We start from the raw sequence: 15319 nt of genomic DNA, 5'->3' as shown, positions 1-15319 counted from the left end.
CCACGGCGATCGATCGCGTGGAGGGGCAGATCGAAGCGCGCATGGTGCAGCTGATCGACAAGGAAGTAAAAAGCGGCAGCGATTTCAAGGAAATCGACTTACTGACGCGCTCCCTGGTGCAGATGTCGCGCAAGCGCCGCTATGACGGCGGCGGCAATGAGGCGGACCTCAATCCGAACCTGGACAAGAGAAATGCCGGCCCGAAGAAGAAGCCGACGCGCAACGATTTCAGCCCTGAGCAGAAAGACCAGCTACTGGAGGCGTTCCGCGATTCGCTGTTTGATTACCAGAAGGTCTGGTATCGCAACGGTCACGAGCGCACGCGCATGATCCTGAAATCGCGCCAGATCGGCGCGACGTGGTACTTCGCCCGCGAGGCGCTGGCTGACGCCATGGAAACCGGCCGTAATCAGATCTTCCTGTCGGCGTCGAAAGCGCAGGCACACGTTTTTAAACAATACATCGTCCAGTTCGCCCAGGATGCCGCCGGCATCAGCCTGTCCGGCGACCCGATCATTTTGCCGAATGGCGCCCATCTGTATTTCTTGGGGACCAATTCGCGCACCGCCCAGGGCTATCACGGCAATTTCTACTTTGACGAATTCTTCTGGACCCACAATTTCCAGGAGTTGAACAAGGTGGCGTCCGGTATGGCGCTGCATGAGAAATGGCGCAAGACCTATTTTTCGACGCCATCATCGACCACGCACCAGGCGTATCCGTTCTGGACCGGCGAGCTGTTCAACAAGGGCCGATCCAAGGCCGACCAGTACAAGATCGATGTCACCCACGCCAAGCTGATGAACGGCTTTACCGGCCAAGACCCGACGCCGGTGTTGGACCATGCCGACATCATGGAAAGCCTGGAATGCTGGCTCAATGGCCGCTGGTACGAGCCGCCAGTCAGTTGGCAGGGCCTGGCGAAGTCGTTTAATTCCAGCGTCCACCACTCCAGTGCCATCCACTTCAAGGCCAACATTTTGACGTCGACCTTTGTGCCGCACAAATGCCTGTCGCGGGATGCGTTTAAACGGTTCACGCTGGATTTCCTGACCTTCGGCAATGCTTACCTGGAGAAGCGCGCCAGCCGCACCGGGCAGATCCTCCAGTTGAAGCATTCCCTTGCCAAGTACATGCGACGCGGCACGGACTTGGATAACTATTTTTTCGTGTCCGGCTGGCAGCAGGAACATGAGTTTGCCAAGGGCGCGGTCTTCCACCTGATGGACCCAGATGTGAACCAGGAGGTCTACGGCCTGCCGCAGTACCTGTCCGCTTTGCAGTCAGCCTGGCTCAACGAATCGGCCACGCTGTTCCGGCGCAAGTACTACAAGAACGGCTCTCACGCCGGCTTCATCCTGTACATGACCGACGCCGCCCAGGACATCAAGGACGTGGACAAGTTGCGCAATGCACTGAAAGACAGCAAGGGGCCGGGCAATTTCCGCAACGTCTTCATGTACGCGCCCGGCGGTAAAAAGGACGGCATCCAGATCCTGCCGGTGTCCGAGGTCGCGGCCAAGGACGAATTTTTCAACATCAAGGGCGTAACCCGCGACGACCTGCTGGCGGCGCACCGCGTGCCGCCGCAGTTGATGGGGATCATGCCGAGCAATGCCGGTGGTTTCGGCGCCGTCGAGCCAGCGGCCAAGGTGTTCGCCCGTAACGAGCTAGTGCCGCTGCAATCGCATTTTTTAATGATTAACGAATGGCTGGGAGAAGAGATAGTGAAATTTAACGACTACACATTAGAGAACATGGAAGGGAAGGCAGCATGAGCGACGTAGCAGACCGCGCCGAGTGGCGTATCGCAAAGGATATCGAAGCAGCCATGGCGCATGCGCGCCGCACGCCCAAGCTGGAGGCGGACGGGCATTGCCATTACTGTGATGATGATGTCGCCCATGGGGCGCTGTTCTGCAATACGGATTGCCGGGACGACTACCAGAAGGAACAGGAAGCGCTCAGGCGCGCTGGACGCTAACGGTATTATATGCTCTCGACCGCGTCCCATGCTGTCAGAACTATGAGGTGGCAATAGAATAAAGAAAGAGCAGAAAAAATCCAATTGTGAGATATTGAAAAATACGCCTGGTAAGACTACGAAACTGCGTTTTCTCTTCTCGAATTTGTTTGTAAATTTGAGGAATCGGGAGTTTCAGGGAAATCTTCGGCCCAAGTAAAATCGAGATAAATGCTGACGTACTAGCCAGGCCGACAAATATCTTACTTGTAGAGTGGTCTTTCATGGCCGAGACCAGCAAGATCACTGCAACTAGAAAACCAAAAATATCGAAACTCCGCGACTTTATAAATTTAAATATTTCGTATTGCATACGTCGATCCTTGCATGCTGAAAGTGTTTTAGAAGGAGGCATTAATGTGTTGCCGCAGAGCTACTGGAATGTTCAATGTGAATCTACTGTGCGTTTATTCTATGCAGCAAAAACGGAATGCAAAAAAAGCGCAAAAAAAACAATCATCAGTAATTGAAAAACACGCTGAATGTTGGTACTGCGCCGTATCGTCCCATCTCGAAACCTTTGGAAAATTTGTGGAAGAGTCATTTTCAAAGATATTTTTGGGCCAAGCAACGTATCTATGAAAGAAGATATACATGCTAGCGAAAGATAAGCGAAACGGGCTTCATAATTTTTCACTGAGAATAAAAACAAAATAATGAAGCAGATTGAACCAAAGACATCAAGACTTCGCGATCTGATGAATTTGAATATGGCGTAATACACTAGAAAGTCCTCGCGCGCACGTTTGACACTTAGAAATGGACCGATCTTCGTCGAAAAATTAAAACTATCAGGGGAGATAGTTTTAATTTTATTTTTAGTGCTAACTGAATTTAATTAAAGCAATCTATCAGTTTTGGCAACTAAGACAATTGGCACAAATACGTACTTGCACTCATGGATTTGGATCGCAATTGGCATTTGTATGAATGCTGCCAGCGGTCTGAAATTTGAAATCACCGCAAATATGGTTATTGTGCATCATTTCGTTGTAGGCACCAGAAACGCCATAGTCGCCGCTGTAATTCCCAGTGGCCTCGCCTCGCGCGCCTATACTTCCGCCCAGAAGATTGTCCAAACCTTGCTCATAATGTCCTTGTTGAATACTATTCCCAGCGGAGTAAATATTCTCAACCATTCCGTAAATCGTACCACCTATAGCATCGCCTAATTGGGGGTCATAAGTATTGATGAGTGCGTTGATACCTGTACCGATATAAGTACCAGCTTGCCACGCTGCCCACAAATGAGCACCTGAAAAAATTGATGTTTCTGCTATAGCGGCAGAAGGTCCCAAGCTACCAATTGGTGCAGTGCGATATTCTAGATATATTTCGTAAATAGTCATGTCGATGGTTGGCGAAGCAAATATCGTGGCCTTTCCTCCGCCGGGAGTAGCGGCACTGCGCTTCGCTTTTTCTTCAAAGGCTACTTGAACGTCTGAAGATGCATGCGTGCTTACCGCGATTGAAACTGGTACATAGCCGAATGCGCCGGCTACGCGTGCCAATCGTTTCCCATCTAATTTCTGTGCCAAGCTATCCAGTACGTTTGCGTGCTGTCCACCTAGCGCTTTGGTATAGGCAGACGCTAAATCCTGCAGTTCCCGTTCACTTAAGTTGTCGATCAATTTTTGTATGTGGGCGCTGCTCCCCCGCGCAAAATTTTCTTCAATGACAGCTGCAAAATTAGAATGGATGATAGCGGCGACATCTTGTTTTGACTGGCCAGGACGAATGGCGTAATTTGCGTGAAATGCCGATTGAGTGGAGTGTGAAAAGTCAGTTCCTTCGGTGCTTACTTTGGCATGTGCGGTGCCTACCAGAGATACTGAGAGTACTAATGCGGTAATAAGCGCTTCAGTCCGACATAGAAATTGCAGCATAGGGATCCTTTTTGGGGAGTGTGTGTAAGAGAAATTTGTAAATGCAATCCAGAATATACAGAATGGTCAGTCTACTTCCAGTAGGATAGCCGAAATGCCATTGTTTCTTATAGAAAATATTGGCATATGGAAATGCGTTTATACTCGGAATTCAGATGAAAAAATGTCGCTACGATAACTGCACGTACGAAAATGGATTGCTGCGAATTTGCGACAGTAAATAGAAATAGCGAGGATTGACACGGACTTCTAGCTACATTCCACGCCGTGAACTCGGGGAATAGATTGTCGCCGCATTGGATGTCTCAACCGTAGGCGAAGTTTGAGCGAAAACGGATCCATGTCCGGGCCCTCAGACCTAGCCGTTTTTGCGCAGTCTGCGGTGGTCTGCAATACGGATTGTCGGGACGACTGCCAGAAGAATCAGGCCGCGCTCAGGTGCGCCGGACGCTAACGGTATACCTGCCCCGCCGCCACGTCGTAACGGCGGCGCCTGCATCGATCTGAGCCGCCTTGTGCCGCTTTTTTAATGTTCTAACATGCCGTCTTGTCATGAAAAAGACGCCGGCAGCGGCCTTTAAAACGGTCGGGTAACAGCAGCGCATTGCTACGCCGCCGTCCCCTAAGAACGGAGCGTGCGACTTTCACCGCACTCCGCTCAAGCCTCTCGAAGTCTTCTTTCGTCAACCGGCTAGTCCCGGAATCGTCGGTCTTTGCGCCGCTCGAAGTAATCATTCCACTCCGGATCAAATGGATTAGCGGCACATCGAATTTTGAGGTGTCGCCGGATTTTCGTGTCGCGGGCCTTGACCAGCGCAACCAGTTCCGTTGAACCTGTATTTTCGGTAGTAGCAAATACCCAGTGGCGATGTGCTATGCACTTGAAGTATTTATCTTTAATCCATCTTGCCCTTTTGTGGGGATGACGTCGAGTAGCCCAGCGCCACAGTAACTGCCATAGATACGTATCCACATCCGTAAAGATTTTCTTGGCAACACCATGTCGATGATATTGCGTCCAACCACGGATGACCGGGTTGAGTTGCTGTATCAGGCTATATTGTTTTGCCGTCAGATTATCTTTAACGATTTTCCTGAGCTTGCTGCACAGAGACTGAATGCTTTTCTGTGCAGGCCGCGTGAGCAGCTTGTCGCCGAAGCGACGAAGATTCACGCCCAAGAAATCGAATCCCTCCTCAATTGCAGTGACCCGCGTTTTCTCAGCAGAGAGGGTGAGACCCCGTTCCGCCAGAAACGCTTCGATGCACGGTTTGACTTCTTGTTCCAGGAACTCTTTCGAGTGGCCTGTCACAATAAAATCGTCGGCGTATCGAACGAAGTTCATATGGAGTCGATTGCGCTTCCCTTCGGTGTTTGCGAGCTGTTGACTTAAACGTGCTTGCAAGCCATCGAGTGCCATGGTTGCCACTGTCGGAGAAATAATACCCCCTTGTGGTGTGCCCGCCATAGTTGGAGAGAGGATGTGGCTTTCCATGAAGCCGGCTTTTAACCACGTTGCCAGTATCGCTTTATCCGTTGGGATATTGGCGAGTAACCAGTCATGGCTAAAATTGTCGAAGCATCCTTGAATATCGGCTTCCAACACCCACCGAGCAGAGAATTTCTGCGACAGCGATCTGAAGCACTGTTCTATCGCATCTGCTGTTGAGCGTTTTGGCCGAAATCCATAGGAATGCGGGTCCGCCGTGGTCTCCGAAACAGGTTCGAGAGCTTGCAGGTAAAGCGCCTGCATGGCCCTGTCACGCATCGTCGGAATACCCAGCGGCCGCAGCTTGCCATTACTTTTGGGGATGTACACCCGTCGCAACGGTAGAGCCCGATACCCGCATCTGCTGAGCGACAATATGCCGCTCCATTTGGCATTGGGAGTCAACCATGTTGCCTTATCGACCCCCGCTGTACGCTTACCTTGATTTTCGGTCACCCGTTTAACTGCCAGTGCTTTCGCACTGAACGAGTGGGTTAGCAGCCATTGCAAGGATTTCACCTTGTGCCAGCGGCCTTCCTGTACTGCCTTCACGATACGCACTTGCAGCTTTCTCACTTCTCGGCGACACTGGTGCCAGTCGATCTGGTTCCAATGCTCAGAGTTGCGGGCTGGTGCACCCATCGGATAAGTGATGGTCATTTGCGATTCCTGCCTTCAAAAGTTCTACAAATTCTCTCGTGATGAGAGACCGGACGGAAGTGGGCCTGCTTTCGCATGGGATGATGTTGCAACCCCTATCTCTGTCATTACAGCAAAGCATTCGCTTTCTCCGTCTTCCTCTACCCGCACCGCCAACAGCTTCCCTTGCGGGTCGCCTGCCCAGAAGGCAGCGATACGGGCTTACCATGTTCCGATGAGATAACACAGTGGGTTAGGTTCTGCCTCTCCGCCGGTAGCTATGATGTCCGTGTATCCCGAGGACTAAGAGGGATAGCCAGCTACGTGCCTTTTGGCTCCAGCCTGTCAGCGCTTTTGGCTGGTTCGTGGTGACGACGTTTATCAGCAATTCACTTATGTTAACCAATACCACCAAGCCTAGCGTGAGAGCCGCATTTGCGCTTGCAGCCCTCCATGCATTGTCCTGACCGCTTCAGACCAGACAGTTACCCATCTCGCCTGGGTCAGTAGGCTACCGTTGACGGCACAACGGGCTTTGTCACCACGATGTTCAGTGGGCAAAGCAATTACCTCATCAGCACCATGTCGCACTAGTCCCCCCACGCCTGCGGGCTTCGCTAAATGCACTGCTTTTAACGCATTTCGCAAAAGCGCTGAGCCCCCAAGCTGCGCGGGGTGCGTAGGGAAATTGGCCGCAACGAATTGACGCAAAATGACGCATTTTTGGTGTGAACCCTTGCGACTGGACCAAGGGCAGAAAAAGACTCAAGTTTGCGTAGACCAAAGCAAACGATACGTTACGGACGCGAAATTGCGAAATACATCAAATCTTGCAACAAGGAACTGTATACAAGAAATATAGCTATTTTGCAGGCAGAATAATCCCGTATATGACTGCATAAATTGAGTTTATATCGAATATATATGAAAAATGTTGTATGTTTTTGTGCTGTGTATACGGTATATTTTTGATATACAACCGCGCTCTTGTTCGTTTACGAAGAGGAGGTTTGCTAATTGGAGGTTACATGGAAAGAAAACGTGACGCTCGCGACAAGTTCGTTGAGCTAGCCAATAAGCGGGTAACGAGGACAATTAAGGACTTGCGACTCATAGGAAATCTGGCTAATAAGCGTGCATATATCTATACGGATACTGATGCAAAAAAAATCGTTCGCGCACTCCAGCGTGAGGTCGATGTGCTGAAGGCTCGGTTTCGTGGTGACGATGGAGAAGACGACTCCATTTTTTCTTTATAGGACGGTTACATGACTGCTAAATGGAAATTCCCACCGACATCAGCATTTGGCGTTCAAGGACGAGATCTTTCCGAAGACAATTTTGCGCAGGAAGAAAGGTCAAGTCTTGAGATATTGATAAGAGAGGCGTTGCAGAACACTCTTGATGCAAGAGCCCCTGACAACACAAGTAGTGTCAAAGTGAACATCCAGGTTCTAGATGCTGAAGGATATGACGCTGCCTATTTGCACGATTTGGTAACCAAAGAGTACATGGCAAGGCTTGAGGCCTCGGGTGGAAGTGCTTTGCAAAACGTCGACAAGCGAGTCATCGTTATCGAGGATTTTGGAACAACTGGGTTGCAAGGCACCTACATTGACCATAATGTTGATGGTGCGGGCGAGAATTGGAACGCGTTTTGGTTCCGCGAGGGTGAGGGAGCCAAATCGTCAGCTGGTAGCAATGGACGGGCGGGACAGGGGAAAATTACATATTATCGCGCTAGTGTGGCTAGATCTGTATTCGGCTATACGGTTCGGAAATCAGATCAGAAAGAGCTATTAATGGGACGGAGTGCGTTTCGACGCATGTAGCCTTGCTCGAAAAGGCGCGATACTCCTTCGTGTCTCAGATCATGGAATCTCAAGTCAATGATTTTGAGCGCATTACAAGCACGAGGGAAAAGGCTGCTGATAGTGCCGTCTGTTACTGGAAAAATGCGCGGGTCACTTGTGCGAGGTTGACGCATCGCAATTGTGAAAGCGTCGGCAAGTAAAGGCACTTCTTGATCATTCCCCTTTTTCTCCTGCGGATGTTTGCGGTCTCTAATAATAATTGTCCTGTCGGTCTCGTTAAGGTCGTCCCACTTCAAGTTGATGATTTCCCCCGCCCGCATAGCTGTCGCAATCGCGAAATGAATCAAATCCGGCATTGGGACTTTCTGTCTAGAGCCTTTGGCAAGAAACCATTCGCAAATCTGTTTGATTTCAAGTTCTGTTGGTCGCCGGTCTCGCTCAGTGGATTTGGTCCGAAGGCCCATGTACTTCAGGTTGGCCCGAGTTTCGGAAATAATGTCCAAGTCGATCGGCATCTTCCAAAGCTGCTTGGCTGCCTTGAATACGCTACCGAGATAGGTTAGTTCGACGCTGATCGTAACGCCGCCGGCGCCCTTCGTTCCCTCTGGCTTGACCTGCTGCCTGGTTTTTATGTACTCCATGAGTTTTTCTGATGTGATCTCAGGGATAGTCAAGGCACCTATATTTTTTTTGAGTCGGGTCAGGACGTCAAATTTATTGCGTCCGAAGGGCTTTGCAACCTGCATTTCTTTGGAGTAGCGTTCAATTAATTCAGACAGGGCGACGCCGGAGAGGCTGCGCCCGTCCTGGAAATCTAAGGTGTCAATCTCGCGCTCGATTTTGCGAGTCCATTCTTGGGCCATTCCTTTGGTCGGGAACGACTTGCTGATAGACTTGTGGCCTTTTCGCCGGATTTGAGCGAACCAAGATGCGCCTCGTTTTGTAATAGTTGCCATATTCCTTGATGCAAATTTGATGCAGTGAGATAGCAAAATACCACAAAATTGAACAAAATAGCGCATAAACTGCATCACTAAATAGCCGCAAAAATAGTCGTTTATCTCAATGAAATCAAGTAATTACATGAAGAGGCGTATATCTGTTGCGCCCATGATGGACTGGACCGAATTAAGTATGTCCTCATAGAGGAAGTGCCGTGGGTTTTAGCTAATTTGTCCAGTTTTTGTCCAGTCTGTTTTATTTTCTCATCTAAGAAATTAATACATTAGGAGCCAAAAGCCCGAGGATAGTAGATACCCCACATGGGGAAAAAATGCGACACTCCGCGAAGAATACGTTCTTGTTCCTACGCGAGGGTCCATGTTCAATATCACTGAAGCAGTCACCGCATATTCAACTCTCTTTCTTGCGATCGTAACGACGGGTCTGGCCTACGCTACATATAAGCTCTGGAGCGCGACGGGCAGCTTGGTTCAAGATGCTCGAAATGTGTCACATCGAGAGTTACGAGCCTACGTTTGGGCTTGTGAAGTCAACCAGCAACCTGTGAATGCGCCGGATATCGGCCTCGACAACAATTGCCGTATCACGGTGTTACTGGAAAATGCGGGGCAGACCCCAACCAAAAATCTTCGTATGAACATACATTGGGATGTGTTCGATGAGAAATTACCGCAGGATTTTGCTTTTCCTGAATCGCATTTGCCGCCAGCCGCGGCACACATTGGACCTGGTGGCACAGTCCACTCGCGACATGTTGATATTCCTAACCCGATACTCTCTCTTGTCGCTCGGCGATTGAGATTTGTCTATGTGTGGGGATGGGTTGACTACGATGATGTCATTGATCCGACAACGCGACATCGAACGGAATATTGTTTTGAAATGCTCATGGATGGTGATTTAAGCAGTTACGCGATGCATGAACAATTCAACGCAGCTGATGAAGATTGCCTTCGAAAACCGGCCTCGTTTTACGATTGATAGGCCTGCCTCTGCCTCTGTTTTAATGCGACAAAAAAAAGACGCCGAAAGGCGTCTATTAACGTGTGATGTTAGATGCATGAAGCATGCGCGGTCTTTGCTTCCTCCCGCCTTTTATCCAAGTAGGCCCCCACATCTCTGACATCCGCCACTCGGTTTCTGCCTTCTTTTCGTGTTGGAATTGGAAACGTTCCAGCTGATAGCATATTGTGGGCCGTACCCGTTACTATGCCGATCTCTTCACATACTTCTTGCAAGGTAAGTATCAGCCGTTCGTATTTCATTCCAAGAAATAAAGTTGCTTTCATAGTCATCCCATTACCGTTTCAATGAAGGCTGTGGCGGCTTCCGCGTTGATCGCGTTGCCGTAGGCGCGCAGTCGTCCCACTCGGGCGGTAGCCCCATGAGCCAGCGGGAATGTGCCGGGTTCAACTGGCCGGAATTTTTCGTCCCGACATCCGAGCCAGTCAGCAGCTCTCCAGAAGCCGTTAGTCGGGCCGGGGAGCCCAACATCATTGCCATATCCCGCAGCATGAATCCTCCCGCACCTCTCGCTACCTTCGCCTCCAAACTCTCTGCGCCTGTGGTGTCGCTGGTCGTACACGTTGGCCATCCGGCCAGATAGGCTTGTCGTGGTAATTGATCTACTCGATCCTTTCCATCGCGTTGAGCCACCATTCCAGGCGTGTCTTTGTGGTCCCGCACCGTCGGAGTTACCCACCCAGTAAATGCGGTCGCGGATGTGGGGAGCGCCGACGCCCGCAGACGGAAACGGGATCGCCCCGAAGGGGTAACCCAGCGCTTCCAAGTCAGCTTGTACAAGGTCGATCCAAGCATCTGCGTGTTTGCTCGCAACCTGCTCTCCAAAAATTGTTGGAGCTGGTCGCTTCTGTCGCTTACACCAGTTTTTGTGCTCGCTGATGAGATGGTAAAAGGCAGGCCAAAGGTGGCGCTCGTCATCAAATCCAGTTCCTTTGCCTGCCGTGCTGAAAGGTTGGCACGGACAGGAACCGGTCCAAACAGGTCGATCGTCAGACCATCCAGCGCGTCGAAGTGCATAGGACCATACGCCGACGCCGGCGAAGAAGTGGCATTGCGTGTATCCGTGAATGTCGTTTGGTCGAACATCTCTTATATCTCTTTCATCTACGTCACCGGCAGCAATGTGTCCGGCGGCGATTAAATTGCGCAGCCATTGGGCTGCACCTTTGTCATACTCGTTGTAGTAGGCTCTCATCCGCACATCGCTGGTTCATCGGTGACGAGCACGCGTGTTGCCCAGTTGACGCAGAAGTGAATTGCTGAAGGTGGCCCGATATGATCGGAAGTCAGGATGTCGGAGACTGGAACAGCTCGGAACATGCCCGGCCACTGATGATCGAGTTCGACCCAGGCATGCAGCTCACCATTGCCGACATCTCGCCGCAGGTCGTTGACGTAGCCGGCCTGGATGCCTTCGTCGGTGTCAAACGTCACGCGGTCGCGCACTTTGACGGTGATAGGTTGGGTAGCCTTATTCATGAAAAGCCCCCAGGAGCAGGCCGACCAGCAGAGCGGCGAGAATGAGCAGAGCTATGAGGAATGCCAACACGCCGTGGTAGCGGATCTTGCGGAGTATCAATGTCGGCTCGATGATCTCGGAGATGCCCACTAGGGCGAATGCGATAAGCGAATTGAGGCACACGTACATCATGGTTTTCATAGGTCGCTTTCAGTAATAAAAATTCGTGGATAGGGGCAGGCGCCGAGGGCTGCCCAGGTCGTGACAAGGCGCTTGCGTGCCGCCATGTCGTTTTTTTCATACGCGGCCACTTCCTGCCCGCGCGTCTCTTCACACCGCGCATTCATCGCGGTGGCAAATTTGTCGGTTTCCCGTTCTAGGTCTTTCGATTTTTTATCAATCGCCGACCAGTCGGTAGGCTGGTACGTCGGCTGCGGTTTTTTTTCGATGAAAGCAGCAAGCCGAACTGCTGTTGCTGCTATTTCTTCCGGCGATAGAACCGAAGTGGAAATTTTCTTTTTTGATTTTTTCGTACAGTTATTTACACCAGTCCAAGGAAAGTCAAAAGCCACAGCCTTGGCGGCGCCGACGACCGTCCACTGATAACGGACCGATTCATAGACTGCGCGGGGATTCCATGCGTGATAAATCCCGCACGGCTTTTCCGTCTCATAGGTCGCGTACTTGCCTTCGACCACGGTGCTGCGCGTGGCGATCTTGACCAGACCCTTACGACCGACCAGGGGGCCGCCTTGCGCCCGCAGGTAATCGCTGTAGGAGGCTTGCTTGATCGTCTTGACGGTCTCCACGCGCTTGCCGTCGACAATGTTGGTTTCCGTGGCCTTGATGGTCTGGGCAGCCTGCCAGGCCGATTTAACCGCTTCTGGTGCGTTGATAATGCTTTCGCTCTTGACGCGCCGCAATTCGCGCCAAGGACCGATAGGCGCACCGCCGACCTGCTGAAACTGGCGAATGCCCCAGGTCTGCGCCCAATAGCACACGCGCTGGCTCGGTGTCAGCATTTCGTCGCCGGCCAGGTCGTCGGTGACAATGTAGGTGCGGCCGTCTTCCCGCATGTGGTGTTCGCCGACGTGTTCGCCGTCGATGTTCTTGGCGATATATTTAGCGATGTAGCCAGCGGCAGTACCCTTGCCGGCTTCAATGCGGACCAGCTTGACCCGGTTCTTGTCGGCGCCGCGTTCGTCGCCGTCTTCGATCAGCGCGTAAGCGGTGATGATCGCCTCGTAACGCTCTTGGTGCTCAGGCGGTATAAACATCAGCATGTGCCAGTGTGGGCAACCGTCGTGATGCGGTTCAGCAATGCGGAAACCGTAGGCATGGATGCCGTCGCGGTGCAGCTTGGAGCGGATGCGCTTCCACACGTCGCATAGGTATAGCTGGGCATCGCGTGGCGTGGGTTCGCCGAACTCGATATATTTGGGATTCGATTCGCCGCTCTTGCTCAGTACCGCGTGATACTTGCTTGGCGCCGTGATCGTGGCAAACAAGCCGACATGGCCCAGGTCGAAAGCGATTTCCTCAAAGCCGCGAATGCGGGTCATTAGTTCGCCGCGCCGATTGGATTTGTTGGCGATGCCGAGTGCTGCCAGGGCGTCCAGGCTGTAGACCTGGCCGTTTTCGTTTTGCAACTCGATAGAAGCTAGCAGCTTGGCGTTCTGCTTATTGCGACGCTGTTGGCGATAGGCGGTTTCGTTGCTGACATAGGGGCCGGTCTTGAAGCTGGTGAACCCTAGGCGGATCGCCATATGTTCGCAGCGGCGCGCATGCGCCTTGCGAATGCCGCGCAACCACCAGGCTTTGTCCAAGGCCCGGCGGATGATCTCGTTCTCTTCTTCGCCTGCCGGCGGTGCCACAGTCAGGCGCGCACAGAGATCGCGAATGGCGGAGAGGATCGCATCCAGGGATTGCAGGTCGGCACAGAACTGATAGCACTCGCGGGCGGCGCTGTCGGCTGCGCGATATAGCGCCTCATCAGGCGCATCAAGCGGCAGCAGGTAGTGATCGGCCGACCAGATCTCATCGATGACGTCGATCTTGTGTTCGTGCTTGTCCATGCCATCGCGGGCGAACAGATCGCGCAGGACGCGGCCCATGCGCTTCGGCAGGCTGGTGATGGCGTCGCTGGAATAGAAGCGGTAGCTCATGCGGCAATACCGTCCGATGCGTGGCCGGCTTCGGCGAACTGGTGAGACATTTCGCCGCCTTGAGCGCAACGCAGGATGATAGGTAAATCTTTCATCAGTCGGCGGGTTGTGCAATGGATCTTGCCCCGCTCCAGTGCTGTCAACGACTTAAACGGCACTTCGGCTTTGCTGCCATCCAGACCGGCCATCCACACGATCATTTTTCGCACACGTGGCGTCAGATTGTTCCAGAGCGATGCGCGCCAGCTTTCCTTGTCACCGGCCAGCATGATGTAGGCGTGTTCGAGATGGATGTGCGCAATGTCCTGCTGGGCCTGTTGGGAATGGATCGCCATGGTTTACCCCCCGATGACGCCAATGGCTTGCAACAGGGGAGCGGCCATAATCAGGAGGCAGCCGAGTGTCATCACAAAGAAATCGAACAAAAATTGTTTGAATTTTTTCATACTGTCACCTGTGTGTTTGTGACCAGGTCGCCCAGGGCGAGAGCGTGCACGCCAGCTTCCAGACCGAGCGTCAACTCTTGATTGCTGCCATCCTCGAAATGGAACACGATTTCCTGGGTGGAGTAGATTCCGATAAATGCGTCTGGATGGCGACGCGCTTTTACTGGTTTCACAGTGATCTGCTTCAGTTGGTCCAAATACATGCGTTTCGACATGATTTACCTTTCTTCAGGGTGAGCGAATCCCGCACGTCTGAAAACAGACGTTGCAGGCAACAACGGGGGAGGGAAGGAACTAGCGGGGGATTACGGCGGCGCTAGGTTGCGAGGTGTCATCATGGGTGGCTCACAGGGTCAGCGCCAACTGAGTGGCGCAGGCATTGCGGACATGCTGCGACACATGGATACGTACATCAGGGTTCGGCATAGCCGACATCGACAAGGTGCGCAGGACTTCTAGGCTTGCGACGAAAACGTGCCCGCATTCCGGGTTCTGGCACATGTAGGTGATCTCTTTCATCATGTCCGACATGGTGCGGCTCTTGGCGGCACGCACACGATGGTGGCAATGTGGGCAGGGAATGCTGATGACTCTCATTGGGGAATCCATCACTGATAGGTGGAAAGTTCGCGTTTGTAATCTTCCAAGCCACGCACAACCATTTCATGAAGGAACCAGGTGAGTGATTCATCCTCGTTCATAGCGTAATGCTTGACCTCAGCCATTTCGCCGGACGTTAAACGCACACTGTGAGTGTGGCAAATAGTTCCATTAGGCAAACGTCTGGCTTTTGGCAATATTTTCATGGTGATATGATGTGTAGTAACTAAGAATAGTGTAATTATGTGTATTTTAATGCACATCGTCAAGGAAATATAGTGTCTTTTAACGCGAATTGTGGTGACCGTCTACGTGAAGAACGGGATCGTTTAGGATTTACCCAGCAAGAAATGGCTGAGCGTATGGGCGTTCGGCGAGAGATGTCGAGCAAATATGAACGTGCGCAGGCAGTACCTGGTGGCGACGCTCTGTCTGCATTTGCTGCTGTTGGTGGCGACGTACAGTATGTTCTGACCGGGCAGCGCTCCAATAGCGCCATGTCGCCAGACGAAAAAGAATTACTGGCTGGTTATCGCAGTCTGGACATACGCGGGAAAGCTAATATGCTGGGCATGCTTGATGTCGTTGGGGAAACGCAGAACGCCGCACAGAGAAATACCGCCGTTCCCCGTGTGGGGAGCGTGCAGTTCCATGGCGAGGTAGGTCAACATATTGTCGGCGACATCACTGCTCCGCAAACGATCAATGTGGGCGGCGGGAAAAAGACAAAAAAACCGAAAAAAAATTTGGACGAATAGATTCTGTGCTTGGAACAGAAAAGACGCGGCTGTCATCGGCCAGCTGGTGTTTGG

Annotated in this window: 18 protein-coding genes; 6 read left to right on the top strand and 12 right to left on the bottom strand. The window is 51.9% G+C overall.

Annotated features, from left to right (window positions below; translation table 11 throughout):
* Positions 1 to 41 precede the first annotated feature (41 nt).
* Together CPter91_RS27600 and CPter91_RS19585 are read left to right on the top strand one after the other, a co-directional pair.
* Positions 42 to 1778, top strand: a complete 1737-nt coding sequence (locus tag CPter91_RS27600; RefSeq protein ID WP_082793511.1) for a phage portal protein — start codon at positions 42 to 44, stop codon at positions 1776 to 1778.
* The gene (locus tag CPter91_RS19585; RefSeq protein WP_061943021.1) at positions 1775 to 1984 is read left to right on the top strand and encodes a DUF2116 family Zn-ribbon domain-containing protein; all 210 of its coding nucleotides are present in this window, start codon (positions 1775 to 1777) and stop codon (positions 1982 to 1984) included. The genes CPter91_RS27600 and CPter91_RS19585 overlap by 4 nt, the downstream gene beginning before the upstream one ends.
* 935 nt (positions 1985 to 2919) lie before the next feature.
* On the opposite strand, the gene CPter91_RS26675 is transcribed toward CPter91_RS19585, so the two are convergent.
* Positions 2920 to 3909 carry a hypothetical protein gene (locus CPter91_RS26675; protein ID WP_150119759.1) on the bottom strand — a complete coding sequence of 330 codons (990 nt, stop codon included), beginning with the start codon at positions 3907 to 3909 and terminating at the stop codon, positions 2920 to 2922.
* 691 nt (positions 3910 to 4600) lie between these two features.
* Entirely contained in the window at positions 4601 to 6058 is a 1458-nt protein-coding gene (gene ltrA / locus CPter91_RS19570) for a group II intron reverse transcriptase/maturase (protein ID WP_061942182.1), read from the bottom strand.
* A 1007-nt stretch (positions 6059 to 7065) separates the two neighbouring features.
* Between ltrA and CPter91_RS19565 the strand changes: the two genes are divergently transcribed.
* Both CPter91_RS19565 and CPter91_RS26670 read left to right on the top strand, forming a co-directional pair.
* Positions 7066 to 7296, top strand: coding sequence for a hypothetical protein (locus CPter91_RS19565; RefSeq protein ID WP_061943096.1), 231 nt, complete (start codon positions 7066 to 7068; stop codon positions 7294 to 7296).
* A gap of 9 nt (positions 7297 to 7305) precedes the next feature.
* Positions 7306 to 7869 (top strand): hypothetical protein, encoded by a 564-nt coding sequence (locus CPter91_RS26670; RefSeq protein WP_150119758.1) that lies wholly within the window; start codon positions 7306 to 7308, stop codon positions 7867 to 7869.
* Here the strand turns inward: CPter91_RS26670 and CPter91_RS19560 are convergent.
* Positions 7824 to 8807 carry a site-specific integrase gene (locus tag CPter91_RS19560; RefSeq protein ID WP_061943093.1) on the bottom strand — a complete coding sequence of 328 codons (984 nt, stop codon included), beginning with the start codon at positions 8805 to 8807 and terminating at the stop codon, positions 7824 to 7826. The genes CPter91_RS26670 and CPter91_RS19560 overlap by 46 nt on opposite strands.
* Positions 8808 to 9171: 364 nt before the next feature.
* Here CPter91_RS19560 and CPter91_RS26665 point away from each other — a divergent pair, with 364 nt between their 5' ends.
* On the top strand, positions 9172 to 9795 hold the full coding sequence (locus CPter91_RS26665) for a hypothetical protein (protein ID WP_150119757.1): 624 nt from the start codon (positions 9172 to 9174) through the stop codon (positions 9793 to 9795).
* Between the two features lie 71 nt (positions 9796 to 9866).
* On the opposite strand, the gene CPter91_RS25950 is transcribed toward CPter91_RS26665, so the two are convergent.
* From CPter91_RS25950 to CPter91_RS26660, 9 genes are all read right to left on the bottom strand, one after another.
* Positions 9867 to 10103 carry a helix-turn-helix transcriptional regulator gene (locus tag CPter91_RS25950; protein ID WP_082793509.1) on the bottom strand — a complete coding sequence of 79 codons (237 nt, stop codon included), beginning with the start codon at positions 10101 to 10103 and terminating at the stop codon, positions 9867 to 9869.
* Between the two features lie 2 nt (positions 10104 to 10105).
* Positions 10106 to 11032 carry a DNA cytosine methyltransferase gene (locus tag CPter91_RS19555; RefSeq protein ID WP_082793039.1) on the bottom strand — a complete coding sequence of 309 codons (927 nt, stop codon included), beginning with the start codon at positions 11030 to 11032 and terminating at the stop codon, positions 10106 to 10108.
* The gene (locus CPter91_RS19550) at positions 11029 to 11316 is read right to left on the bottom strand and encodes a hypothetical protein (protein ID WP_061943089.1); all 288 of its coding nucleotides are present in this window, start codon (positions 11314 to 11316) and stop codon (positions 11029 to 11031) included. Before CPter91_RS19550 ends, CPter91_RS19555 begins: the two co-directional genes overlap by 4 nt.
* The gene (locus CPter91_RS19545) at positions 11309 to 11497 is read right to left on the bottom strand and encodes a hypothetical protein (protein WP_061943086.1); all 189 of its coding nucleotides are present in this window, start codon (positions 11495 to 11497) and stop codon (positions 11309 to 11311) included. The genes CPter91_RS19550 and CPter91_RS19545 overlap by 8 nt, the downstream gene beginning before the upstream one ends.
* Positions 11494 to 13461 (bottom strand): replication endonuclease, encoded by a 1968-nt coding sequence (locus tag CPter91_RS19540; RefSeq protein WP_061943084.1) that lies wholly within the window; start codon positions 13459 to 13461, stop codon positions 11494 to 11496. Before CPter91_RS19540 ends, CPter91_RS19545 begins: the two co-directional genes overlap by 4 nt.
* Positions 13458 to 13796, bottom strand: a complete 339-nt coding sequence (locus CPter91_RS19535) for a hypothetical protein (RefSeq protein ID WP_061943082.1) — start codon at positions 13794 to 13796, stop codon at positions 13458 to 13460. Before CPter91_RS19535 ends, CPter91_RS19540 begins: the two co-directional genes overlap by 4 nt.
* Before the next feature lie 107 nt (positions 13797 to 13903).
* Complete coding sequence (locus CPter91_RS19530) at positions 13904 to 14122, bottom strand: hypothetical protein (protein ID WP_150119756.1); 219 nt, start codon at positions 14120 to 14122, stop codon at positions 13904 to 13906.
* 130 nt (positions 14123 to 14252) lie between these two features.
* Positions 14253 to 14504: an Ogr/Delta-like zinc finger protein gene (locus CPter91_RS19525; RefSeq protein ID WP_082793037.1), complete on the bottom strand. Its 252-nt coding sequence runs from the start codon at positions 14502 to 14504 to the stop codon at positions 14253 to 14255.
* A gap of 11 nt (positions 14505 to 14515) precedes the next feature.
* Positions 14516 to 14713, bottom strand: a complete 198-nt coding sequence (locus CPter91_RS26660) for a hypothetical protein (protein WP_150119755.1) — start codon at positions 14711 to 14713, stop codon at positions 14516 to 14518.
* Positions 14714 to 14785: 72 nt separating this feature from the next.
* Between CPter91_RS26660 and CPter91_RS19520 the strand changes: the two genes are divergently transcribed.
* Positions 14786 to 15265, top strand: a complete 480-nt coding sequence (locus CPter91_RS19520) for a helix-turn-helix domain-containing protein (protein WP_167595196.1) — start codon at positions 14786 to 14788, stop codon at positions 15263 to 15265.
* The last annotated feature ends 54 nt before the right edge of the window (positions 15266 to 15319 follow it).

The organism is Collimonas pratensis (genome assembly GCF_001584185.1).
Lineage (GTDB): Bacteria > Pseudomonadota > Gammaproteobacteria > Burkholderiales > Burkholderiaceae_D > Collimonas > Collimonas pratensis.
Note: the sequence above shows the minus strand (reverse complement) of the source record. Positions and strands in the feature narration are given on the sequence as shown.